Annotated in this window: 6 protein-coding genes; 2 read left to right on the top strand and 4 right to left on the bottom strand. The window is 67.6% G+C overall.

The genetic code is table 11. The features are described from left to right. Nucleotides 1-85: 85 nt before the first annotated feature. The 3 genes from ACPXY0_RS11480 to ACPXY0_RS11470 all read right to left on the bottom strand — a co-directional run bounded on the left by ACPXY0_RS11480 (nucleotide 86) and on the right by ACPXY0_RS11470 (nucleotide 6,173). Nucleotides 86-2,188, bottom strand: coding sequence for an AAA family ATPase (locus tag ACPXY0_RS11480; RefSeq protein WP_423924658.1), 2,103 nt, complete (start codon nucleotides 2,186-2,188; stop codon nucleotides 86-88). Between the two features lie 468 nt (nucleotides 2,189-2,656). After that, a complete protein-coding gene (locus ACPXY0_RS11475; RefSeq protein WP_423924657.1) occupies nucleotides 2,657-5,752 on the bottom strand; it encodes a DUF5107 domain-containing protein in 3,096 nt (1,031 codons plus the stop codon). Between the two features lie 28 nt (nucleotides 5,753-5,780). Beyond that, a complete protein-coding gene (locus tag ACPXY0_RS11470) occupies nucleotides 5,781-6,173 on the bottom strand; it encodes a helix-turn-helix domain-containing protein (RefSeq protein ID WP_423924656.1) in 393 nt (130 codons plus the stop codon). Between the two features lie 31 nt (nucleotides 6,174-6,204). Between ACPXY0_RS11470 and ACPXY0_RS11465 the strand changes: the two genes are divergently transcribed. Next, nucleotides 6,205-9,012, top strand: a complete 2,808-nt coding sequence (locus tag ACPXY0_RS11465; RefSeq protein ID WP_423924655.1) for a choice-of-anchor B family protein — start codon at nucleotides 6,205-6,207, stop codon at nucleotides 9,010-9,012. A gap of 10 nt (nucleotides 9,013-9,022) precedes the next feature. Here the strand turns inward: ACPXY0_RS11465 and ACPXY0_RS11460 are convergent, their stop codons facing one another. Further along, nucleotides 9,023-9,763 carry a hypothetical protein gene (locus ACPXY0_RS11460; RefSeq protein ID WP_423924654.1) on the bottom strand — a complete coding sequence of 247 codons (741 nt, stop codon included), beginning with the start codon at nucleotides 9,761-9,763 and terminating at the stop codon, nucleotides 9,023-9,025. A gap of 334 nt (nucleotides 9,764-10,097) precedes the next feature. On the opposite strand from ACPXY0_RS11460, the gene ACPXY0_RS11455 reads away from it, so the two are divergent. Next, a complete protein-coding gene (locus ACPXY0_RS11455; protein WP_423924653.1) occupies nucleotides 10,098-11,450 on the top strand; it encodes an IS1380 family transposase in 1,353 nt (450 codons plus the stop codon). The last annotated feature ends 160 nt before the right edge of the window (nucleotides 11,451-11,610 follow it).

Below are 11,610 nucleotides of genomic sequence, written 5' to 3'. Positions count from 1 at the left end.
GTGCAGTCCTGATTGACCTTACGTGCTTTCTTACCGTGATTTGGGCTTAGGGTATTCCGCTTACCGTTCTACTACACCCTGGGGGCTACGGGGCGACCTCAACCATCGCACCGCTGAAACGCTTCAGCAGTTCTGCGAAGAGTGCTTCGGCCCGATCCAGGATATCTGACGGTACGTCTTTCGGGTCCGCCGTCGACCAGGCAACGACAAGCTGGCGCGCGACCTCCGGCTTCCAGCCGCTCTTTAGTTCGGCACCGTGTCTCGCTGCTGCGCTCTTGATCTGCGTCACCAAGCTCCCCGTACTACGGTCATGCTGATTTAGCGTGATCCTTTTCTCGGCCACGTCCTTTAGGACAGGGAGAATCGTCGCTTCACCGATGATGTCCTCGATTTCGCATTCCTCCTCCCCGAGCACGTCACTCAGCATCAAAACGGCCTTCTCATGGCCCGCATACAGCTCCTTCATCAGAGCATCGCGCCGTGCACGCCCCGCGTCGTCGCCGTCCAGCAGGACAACCGGCCGCACGCCTTGGCCCAGGAATAGCGACGCTAGGTGCCCGACGAGTTTCGTACCGCCACAAGGCGTGATATAGATGTCGTCCGGCAAGCCCTGCCGCCCGAGGGCATGACAATGCAGGTTCAGCGCGTGCAAGTACAGGTAGTCTGACATACCCTCCACCAGTACGTTCTTCTTATGCTGGAAGAGCCCGCGCACCATCGCGTAACCTGCCGCAGCTTGTAGCGGGAAGATCGTTTCCCGATCCTTCGGCCAGCCATCCACGCTGATTCGCGAATGTCCCGTATCGTCCTCCGTCACCGGGCGAACTCGGTGGATACGCTCGCCATCGATGAGGAACGGTGAATGTGTCGTGTAGATCAGCGGGTTGTCCTCCGACAGCGTCTCGAAGAAACCCATGAGCTCCTGTTGTGCCGTCGGATGCAAATGCAGCCCCGGCTCGTCAAGCAACAGGATCGCGTCCTTGTGTCCCTCGCCAGACTCTACCAGAAACACCAGGTAGAACGAGAAAAACCACTGAAACCCCTTGCTGCGGCTTTCCAACTCGATATCCACATCCGGTCGCCGGTCGTCGGACACCCAGATTCTGAAGTACGGGCCGTCAGCCTGATACCTGATCTTGTGCCGCCTCTGACCGAACCACTCGCTGAATCTCTTCGATATATCAATTGACGCCGAGTTCAGCTTCACGCTGCGCAGCTCTTTGCGCTCCTGGTCGCGGGCTATCAGCTCTTCCGTCACTGACCTCCCCTCGGATCTCGCTTCTTCGGCTTCTTCACGTCCCAAGTCCGAGATTTCCTGAGCGGTGAGCTTCACATGCTTGAACATCGCGTTGATCGTCCGTACACGCGGTTCTTCTGGTCCCGCCGCAAGATCTTCAAGGAACCGTGGCAAGTACACGGCACTGTCAAGGATGCCGTAATTCTCGAAATAGATGAAGACCGGGAGCTCTGCCTCGATGGCCTCGTCAAGTTGCTGGGGGAGCGGCGCGGTTTCCGCCTTGTCCCGTAGATCGTCAACGGTACGTTGAAGGGCCTCGACTAGGTCAGCGGACACGGGCTGTGCATGCGTGTTTGATTCACTGCGCACCTGCTCCAGCAGGTCGACGCCCTTGTCGGAACGCAGGTCTTGCAGTCTTCTGGCAGCCTGCTGGTACCCGTCTGCCCAGTCCGCTAGTTGCGTTCGCAGCGCCTGCGTTGCTGCTTCTTGATCTTGCGGAGCAGCGAGGCGCCGCGCGCCGCTCGCGAACTCAGCGAGCGCCCCAACCAAGTCACCCGGGTCTATCGGATCGTCCGATACTTCCGCGTCGTACTCGTATTCCAAGCTGCCGTCGTAGTAGCGCGTCAGTACCGCGGTCTGCGGTATCCCCGCGCCGTTGAGACGCTCAGCGAGTTCATCGCGGAAGTCGGTCGACAACTCGAACTCGACCCGGCACACGGGCCAGTCGCCGCCATCACTGAACTCGGCCGTGAAACGGTCACGTGGAAACTCCCGTTGCGCGTTGTACGGTTCTTCGGTGGCAGGGTTGAACTTGTGCAGCGCCTTGAGCAACGCGGTCTTCCCGGCCTCGTTGCGACCGACGAATGCCGTTACTCGTTCAAGCGGAATCCAACCGCTGTCGTCTATGTTGCGGAAATTCGAGACCCGAAACTGCCTCGCCATCAGCTTCATGGAGTTGCCCCCGTCAAGTTGTTCATCCATTCCAAGGTGCCGAGCCATCGAAAGCGGGCTTGGATCTGGAGCCCGTAGATGCCTAGGCAGATCGGCCCGGGCCCGCCGAAGCGACCCCGAAGCGAGAGTGCCTGACCCGCCGTTCGCCGACGTGAAGCAGGACGGCAGTCCAAGGCGGCGCCTCGGTATGCTCCACGATACGCTCTTTCCTCTCCCTGTGAGGAATCAAGCAACTAGGTTAACGATAGCACCGTCCTCCACGCCGGGTGAGTCTTGTCCAACGACACCTGAGTCCGGAAGAAAGGATGTCCTTGCTTCGTTGGTTATCAGTCCTCGTTGCTCTCTCCATGACAACCCACGTGGCCGTCGAGGGTTGGCGCCAGCTCTCGATGAATCGGAACACTTCCTGAAAGCCCCGCCGGGTGTCCCAGAACGAGCGCCGCAGTGTCGCTTCAACTGCGAACCTGCTCACCCGCCGCGTCGGAGTGGAGGACCCCCGCCAGCTGCGGAGAGCGCGCGGAGCAGGAGGGCTCGCTCGATGACGGCGGTCGGGGCTGTCGCGTCGGCGAGCGTCTCGACGCGGGCGCGGAGGGCCGCAGCCTCGGCTTCATCAGGCCCGGGCGGCGTCCCGCCCGGGATGCCAGCTGACAGCGCTCCGAGCAGGAATCGGACCAGCCGCTCGTCGGGATCGAAGGGACGGCCCTGACCGAGCGATTCCGGCCACAGCAGCGCGGCCTCCAAATGACCGCGGGCGGCCGCGCGGTTCCCGGCATCGAGTTCGTCCAGAGCGGCCCCGACATGCGCGAACTCGTACAGGCGGTGGCTCTCGCGGGCGTTCTCCGAGGGAAGGACGCGTGCGTTCGTGATGATGCGAATCGCTTCGCGGTGGGCGCCCGCCTGGAGGAGCGATCGCACGTGGAGGAGGTCGAGGTTGAAGTCGCCCGGGAACATCTCCCGTCCCCGGCCGGACGCATCGAGCGCCTCCGTCCAGCGTCCCGCTTCCTGCAAGTGCCGAACGAGGGAGACGCGGAGGATGCGGCTGCCGGGATCCACCGCGACCGCGCGCCGGAAGTCGGGGCCCGGGTCGCCGCCCACGGCCTCCGTCAGGTGCGCGCGTGCCGCGTAGGCGGGTCCGTAGTCGGGCTCGTCACCGAGGGTCGCCAACACTTCGGCCGCCTCGGCGTCGCGGTCGAGCGCCCACAGGTTGAGGCCCAGCAAGTAGCGCCAACCCCAGTGTCGGTCTTCCCGGGCCGCCCAGCGCAGGACCGGCAGGGTCTCGGCGCGGTAGGGGAAGGCGAAGTCGGGATCGGCCCCCGTCCTCAGCAGTTGCGCGTCGCCGGTCAGGAAGGCGAGCCACGCCGCGGCCACGGGGCCGCCGCCCACCTCGTCCGCCAGCTCCAGCAGGCGCGCGGCATCGCCGGGCAGCCCCCGGTTCGCGTAGCCCACGGCGAGCTCCAGCAGCGTCTGCCCCGGAAGCTCGCTCCGCATCGACGCGGCGAGGCGCGCCGCGGCGGCCCCGCCCGCGGCCTCTTCCCCCTCGGATCCTTCGGCCCGCGCCGCGAGGTACCGCTCGGCCAGCACGAAATGGTGCAGCGGGTCGAGCTCGAGCAGCTCCGCCAGCACCCGCGCCGCGCCGGTTTCGTCCCCCGCCAGGCGCGCCGCGATCGCCAGCACCTCGCGCGCCGGAATGCTTCCCCGGTCGTGGTCGAGCGCCAGCGCGGCGTGGCGGCGCGCCTCGGCCACGTCCCCCCCGTCGAGCGCCAACTCCGCCAGCCGAACGCGCGCCGCGGCCCGGAAGGCCACCGACCGGGCGGCCCAGCCGAACGAGTCGACCGCGTCGGCGCGGCGCCCCAGGGCGCGATACAGGAGGCCGGCGAGGAAGTTGGCCTCCGGATCGTACGTGTCGAGCTGGAGCGCGCGCCGCGCGTGGGCGAGGCCCTCTTCATGGCGGGCCGACCTCAGCGCCAGCGCGCCCAGGCCCAGCAGCGCCTCCCGGTTCCACGGCTCGGCTGTGGCCGCCCGTTCGTACAGCGTCCGCGCTTCGGCGTAGCGGCGGCCCCGCGCCAACTCCCGCGCCTCGAACACGAGGCGATCCGTCTCCGGGAGGGCGTCCCACGCCTCGGGGTCCGTCTCAAACGGCCGGGACAGCGAGCGCTCCCCGCCGAGTCCGCACGCGCCGTCGAGACCGGCTTCGTCCGGGTTCGAGCAGGCTTCCAGACCGATTCCGGGCACCGAAACGCGCCACGGGCGCCCGGACGCGACGTCGAACTCGACCACCACCGGCTCGAGGGGTTCGAGCGCCACCGGCCGCGCGGCGACCGGTTCGCCGCCGGACCATGCCTTCACCGTGTCGGCCCCGGCCCCGAACGCCTGGACCACCACCCGCAAGCGGTCGCCCTCCCGTTCGACGTGCATCGCGCCGTAAGGGGAAGCGTCCGTGAGGCCGCCCGTCCCTTCCAGCGGGAACCACGTCTCGGTCCAGCGGCTGGCCGAGAGGGGGTCGAACCCGGCCTGCGAGATGGGATTGCGGTCCGCTCCCGGCTGGTACTGCACGTGGAGCCGCCCCGCCTGGAACTCGACGTACTGTCCGTCCGCGTCGGTGAGCAGGTCCTCCCAGATGCCGCCTTCGCGGGACAGAGCCCACAGCCACAGCTTGCGCCCGGGCATGTCTTCGTGGCGGGCCCAGTGCCCCCAGCCGTAGCCGTCGTCGTGGTAGTAGCCGCCGAAGAAGTCGTTCAGCTCGCCCACCACGTGGTAGGATTTGCTTCCCCCGAACGCGTTGTTGCGGTAGAGGGGCAGGAAGCGCCCCTCCTCGTCCACGGGCCATGGGCGCGCCCGGCCGGAGTGTTCCAGATAGGCGTTTCCGGGCACGAACAGTTCCAGGTCGTCCCGGGCGAAGGCCGCGGCCGTCATCCAGTTGTAGTAGGGCTGCTCCAGCGGGGTCGGGTTGTACCACAGGACGCGCGTCTCGAAGGTGGCCCGCTCCGCGGGAAGGCGGATCTCCACCCGCCATGGCGTACGCGACGGGAGGTCCATGGCGCCGACGATGGTGCTCACGCTGCCGTCCGCGTTCTCCCGCACCAGATAGTCGACCGGGGTGGAGGTGGCCGGCGTGTGCCCGATCACGCCGAAGTTGAACTCGATGCCGCCCGAGGTCCACGGGCCGCGCAGCGCGATGTGGCGGAACTTCATCACTTCGTTCCGATAGATGAACTCGTGGCCGGTCGCCTTCACCACGGCCCCCCACACCTTGCCGCCCGCCTCGGGAAGGACGAAGACCTCGATGAGATCGTTCTCCATCCTCACCACCTTCCATTCCCGGGGCTCCGGCGTCGCGGCGTACCCCTCGAACGTGTGGTAGGGGTACAGCCTGCGGTCGGTGGCGAGCGCCGGGACGGGGTTCGGCTCCGAGAACGGGTACGTGTCGAGGACGCGCGCCTCCTCCGAGATGCGGGCGCGGGCTCCGGGGGCGGCGCACGAGGCGGCGGTCAGGGCGGCGCACAGGACGGCCGCGTTTAGCCCTGGCACGGCAGACCGGGCGTGGCGGAACGTCAGTCGGGACACGTGACCCCCCGTACGATCTCTTCACGCATCACGGGCTGGCGCTGACTGATCCGCTCCTCGTCCCCGTCAACGAGACGTCGAGCCTCACTTGGTCGTACGGCACCCTTGGGACCAGCTTGCCGCGCTCTCCCGGTGTCAATTCCACGAGTCCGTACCGGGACATCGTCTTCAGGGTTCGCGAGAGGTTTGACTTGCTTCGGCCGGCCTTCTCCGCGAGCTCCGTGAGCGAACGCGGCCGCTCCCGGGCAATCAGTTCCAGGAGCTGCCTGTTATGCTCGGACAGCAACTTCGCGAAGCTCTCGATGGACGTGAACCACACCTTCGGCTCACCCTTCGCGGGCGTGTGCTCGCCGCGAGCAATCGCCAGGGTGCGCGCCTTCATCTGGTCGTAACCGGCGATGCCGATCTGTAGTGTCTTCATGCCCCTTGTCGTCCACGAACAGCGTCTCGCCGTGAAGGTCGAGCAGCGTGTCCAGCCCGGGGTCGCGCTTCGGCCTCCTCATCGAGCTAGGTTATCATATACTGATAACATCTGGCAAGGCCCAACCGACCAAGCCGGTGTGGGGGGAGCTACAGGCAATTCCAGCCGCCGACCGGAAGATACATCCCGAAACAATACCGGTCGCCTGTTCGTTACTGACTGGCAAGTCGAACCACGGCGCCCGGGAGGCCCGATGATCCATGCACCGCGCGACAAGCATCCTCGCTGCTTTCGCTGCGGCCGGGGGCCGGGTTGCAGTCTGCGTCGCCTGGTCCACCTTGGCTTGGGCCTCATAGCCGCCTTGGCTTCGAGCACGACGGCACTTACCGGGCAAGTCGGCTCCTTCGGCAGCTCGGTTGTGATCCACGGGGGCCAGGTCATCATTGCCGAACCAAACCCCACCTTCCGCGCCGGTGCGGCATACGTCTACGGCGAGACGGACGGAACCTGGCACGAATCCTCCGTATTGCGAGCACCGGGTTTCGAGCGTGCGGACGGGTTCGGCACGGCTCTGGCAGGGATGGGGAACTGGCTCTTCGTCGGACAGCGTGGTGGGCCGCTGCACGTGTTCGTGATCGGCAACGGAGGAGAGTGGACCCCGGCCGGACGGATCGAAGGTGATGGCGTGCGCGGCATCGAGCCAAGGTGCAACGACTTCGGCTATTGCGATGCGGACTTCGGTTTGTTGCTTGCCGCTCGGGATGGCTGGCTGTTTGCAGGCGCGCCGAGGCGGGCAACCGGCACGGGGCGGTGGGCTGGAGAGTCTGTGCAGGGCGCCGTCCACGCCTATCGGCGGGACGGGAGCGGCCAGTGGGTTCACCAGGCGAAGCTTCAGGCGAGTGCGAGTGCGGAGGGCGACCGCTTCGGTGCGGCAATCGCCTTTACACGCCACGGAGTGCTGGTCGGCGCGCCCGGGGCGGACGAGAGGGCGGGCGCGGCAGGGGGGCATGTCACCCGGCGGCAGGAAGAACGTCAGCGCCGCCGCCGCGGTGATCCGTGGCCGCGGGGACGCGATGCCGTCGGCCTGGTCTACGAATTCCACATGGGCGCAGACGGATGGGAGGAGGTCGGAGTCCTTGAATCCGTTGCCGAGGCCAACGGCAGATTCGGGTCAGCCATTGCGGCCGCGAACGGAAGGGTGCTCGTCGGCGCGCCCGGCGCCGACGACAACCGCGGCGCGGTCTACGCGTACTCCTGGGACGAGAGCCTGGCGCGGTGGGTTCCAGAAGAAGGACGGCTGGCGCTCCCGGGCGGGGAAAGCGGCGACCTCTTCGGCGCGGCGGTGGCCTTCGCCGGAAGTGACATCTGGGTCGGGGCTCCCACGGAGCGCGGTAACGAGAACGGCGCGGTCTACCTGTACGAGGCCAGCGACGACGGCGACCTGCCGACATTGCCGCGCCGCGTGCAGCTCCCCGACACGGAGACGGGGCAGCGCGATCGGTATGGCTCCCTGATCGTGGCGCACAGCGACGTCGCAGCGGTCAGCGTGCCCCGTCTGAATCACCGATTCGGGGCGGTGCACATCTGGCGGCGCGGTCCGGATGGCAGCTGGGACGACGGAAGCCTGCTCGTGAGCGCCGCCGACGCAATCGCGCCCCTGCTCGGCGAAGAACGCCGGTGTTCCGACGGGAAGGTCGGGCCCTTCGACTGTGACCGAGTCGACCTGTTGTCGTTCTTCCCGAACTCGATGTTGAAGGCGGCAGGGCATGCCCACGGCGTACACACAAACGACCTATGGGGCTGGACCGACCCGCTTGACGGACGCGAGTATGCGCTGGTGGGACGCGTCGACGGCACCTCCTTCGTCGACGTCACCGATCCGTCGAACCCGGTGCTGGTGGGGGATCTGCCCAAGCCCCCGGGCACGCCGCCGTCGCAGCTTTGGCGGGACATCAAGACGTACCGGAACTACGCGTACATCGTGGCCGACGGGACTGCGGACTACGGCATGCAGATCTTCGACCTTACGCGTCTGCGCGACGTGCCCAGGGGTGCGATGCCCGCTCTCTTCGATCCGGACGCGCACTATCTCGAATTCGCGGGTTCGCACAACATCGTGATCAACGAGGAGACCGGATACGCGTACGCGGTGGGGAACAGCGGCCCCCGCGAGAACTGCGGTGGCGGTCTCCACATGATCGACCTCAGCGACCCCCGTAACCCCGAGTTCGTCGGCTGCGGACCGACTCGCGGCATCCACGATTCGCAGTGCGTGGTCTACCGCGGCCCCGACGAGCGGTATCGCGGGCGCGAGCTGTGTCTGAATTCCGACGGGGACGCGTTCGAGATATCCGACGTGACCGACAAGACCAATCCAGTGAGCGTCGCACGGGCCTCGTCGCCGAACGCGGCCTACATCCACCAGGGTTGGCTCACTCCCGACCACCGTTACTTCTACCAGAACGACGAACTCGACGTCCTCGAGGGCAGCGTGGCGACGACCCGCACGTTGATCTGGGACCTTGCCGATATCGAAGACCCCATACTGGTGAACCAGTTCATGGGTCAGTTTCCCGCAAGCGCCCACAACCTCTACCCAAGGGACGGCTTCGTATACCAGGCGAACTACCGCCACGGCCTGCAGGTGCTCGATATCTCGGACCCCGTGAATCCGCGGGAAGTGGGCTTCTTCGACACGGCGCCGTATCACGAAGGTCCGGGGCTTAGCGGCGCTTGGGGCGTGTATCCGTTCTTCGTAAGCGGTACGGTCATCGTAACCAGCATGCAGGAGGGGCTGTTCATGCTGAAGAAGCGGTCAGCGCCGGAAATGACCAGCTAGCCAAGCCAGGCTAGGAGGACAGGCCGGCCAGACGCACGACCGCGACGCGCTGTAACTCCATGGAGTCCGTCAGCACGCCGATCGCCGCGGAGTCCGTGAAGCGATAGGAGGTGAACCCTTCGGGGAAGATGACCCTCTGGAATTGTGGCGCCGCGTCGGTCAGGGACACCGTCCTCCACGCCCTTCCATATCCGAGGGGATGAGAAGACGAACCATCAAACTCCTGAATCCAGATCCGTCCAGACGAGCAGCGCAGATCTACGCCGATCGGGGCTTCCGCCGGCAGGTCGTCGCCCGCGCGAGCCAGTACGTCCGCGGCGGCGCGTTCGATTTCCGCCTCGGTGATGTTCGTGCCTCGCGCCTCGTTCCGCATCATTCCCCGCACGTAGCCCAATCGCTCCTCGTGCGAGAGAGGCCGAGCGGGCCACGGCAACGGAATGTGACGGTCTTTCGTGCCTCCTGGGCCGTAGACACGAAGACTGCGGTCGACCGGGTCGAGCACGGCAACGACGCCACCGGCACAGCCGTCCCAGAGTGGCACGGGGGCGAGACCCATGACCGGAACGCGAATCGCCGCTCCCGGAAGGTCGGCCGCGAAGTCCACGAGCACGGCCGGTTCGGCATCGCCGTGCGTGATGCCGAGGATGTTGCCGCCCCAGAAGTCGTCGCCCCGGTTGATCCCGCCGGGATAGCTGGCCACCCGGACTCCGGTGCCGTCCTCGGCGACTCGGAACGGATCCCCGAAGGTCACGCTCCTGATATCGGCACGAATGGTCCCTCCCGGGGTGATGGGGACGGGCGTTGAAGTCACGAAGTTGCCTCGCGCATCGAACCGGGAACGCCTGCGAGTAGCGAGATCCCATGCGATCACTTCGCCGGGCGAAGGCGCCGTGGACAGGATCCAGGGGTTGAACCCGGATCCTGCGATCGTGGGCGCGGGGCTCGTCCGGGAGGGCGGCCGTAGCCGGGCCGTGGAGGCCTTGACGATAGTGAGATCATAGTTTCGGACTATGGAAAAGCACCGCCCGGGGCCCTACGTTCAGAGGGACTGAACAAGAGTTCACCCCGGAACGGAGGACACCCGAATGGTGCGTGGAAACGACTATACCGGACCGCGCCCGCACGTGCAAGGATCGGCGGCCGCGCTGAGGGTCCGCGGGGGCGGCGGGCGGATCACCGACGCGGGCGGCCTCGTCGTGGTTCGGAAGCTGTGGGACGCGCTGGGGCTGGGCGGCTGGATCGACCGGCGGAGCGGGAACGTCCCCGGCCGCTACCGGCCATCGCTCATGGTCGAGTCGTGGGTGGTGCTGCTCCTGTACGGCGGCGGGGTGATGGACGACCTGCCGCTTCTGGAGCGGCGGGGCGTGCGCCGCATCTTCGGCTGGGCGCGGGTGCCGCACCCGGCCACGTTCGGGCGCTGGTTGCGGGGTTCGGCGGCCGTGCTGTCGCCGCTTCTGGACGAGCTGTTGTGGCGGATGGTGCGGCGGCGCTGGGAGCTGGCCGGCGGGGCGCCGCGGTCGGCGACGATCGTCATGGACTCGACCGTCGTGGTGCGCTACGGGCTGAAGCAGGCCGGGGCGGAGCGGGGCTACAACCCGAAGAAGCGGGGCCGCCCCTCGCACCACCCCCTTCTGGCCTACGTCCTGGAGACGGGCGACTGCCTCGGGGTGCGCTGGCGGCCGGGGGGCGCGCACACGGCCCGGGGGGCGGAGGCGTGGCTGGCCGGGCTGGTGGCCCGCCTGAGGGGGGCGGGGGTGCGGCGGATCACCGTGCGGCTGGACAAGGGGTTCTTCTCCAAGTCCATCGCGCGGCGCATGGAGGAGCTCGGCGTGTCCTATCTGCTCAAGGTGCCGCGGCACGCCTGGCTCGACGGCTTCCGGGGCGCCTGGGAGACCGCCGCCCGGGACGAGGCCGGGGACCGGGAGCTGAGGACGGCCTCCGGCGAGCTGTGGGGCACGCGGCTTCTCTCGGTCGAGAGGCGGAGACGGGTCGGGCCGGACGAGGGAGAACTCGATCTCGCGGCGTGGGAGACCACGATGAGCGCCGACGTTCTGACCAACATCGGGAGCATCGGCCCCGTCGAGGCGTGGCGCGCCTACAACGCGGGCGCGGTCGTCGAGCAGCGGATCGAGGAGCTGGGCCAGCTCTCGGCCGGCCGCACCGCGGTGGACGACCTCGGCGGCAACGCCCTGCTCTGGAGCCTCGCCGTGCTCGCCTACCAACTCCTCCACATCCTGCGCGCGAACTTCCTCGGCGGTCGCTGGCGCGCCGTGCAGCCGCGCGGCATCCGGCTGCGCCTGCTGCGCGCCCCCGCCAGGATCACCTCCCACGCTCGCCGAACCTCGCTCGGGTTCGCGCGCGCCGACCCGGCCCTCGGTCTCCTGCGGCGGAGCCTCCGGACCATCGAGCGGGGTCTCCCGCCGCCCGCCCCCGCCTGACCGGTCCCAACCCCGGCCTTCCGAAGGCGCCGCGCGGCGGCGCCCACTCCCCGTGTCTCCGCGAGCCGTTCGGGACCCCTCCCGAGCCCCGCCGGCCCTCCGCCGAGGCCCGGTCCGGCCCCGAAAACGCCACCGCCCGCGCCAAGTCGCCACAACCGCC

The organism is Candidatus Palauibacter sp. (genome assembly GCF_965237495.1).
Lineage (GTDB): Bacteria > Gemmatimonadota > Gemmatimonadetes > Palauibacterales > Palauibacteraceae > Palauibacter.
The sequence above is the reverse complement of the archived record's forward strand: the minus strand, read 5'-3'. Positions and strand labels throughout refer to the sequence as shown.

Coding starts and splice junctions, on each gene's coding strand:
- ACPXY0_RS11480 (WP_423924658.1), bottom strand. CDS start 2,188: ATGAAGCTGATGGCGAGGCAGTTTCGGGTCTCGAATTTCCGCAACATA.
- ACPXY0_RS11470 (WP_423924656.1), bottom strand. CDS start 6,173: ATGAAGACACTACAGATCGGCATCGCCGGTTACGACCAGATGAAGGCG.
- ACPXY0_RS11455 (WP_423924653.1), top strand. CDS start 10,098: ATGGTGCGTGGAAACGACTATACCGGACCGCGCCCGCACGTGCAAGGA.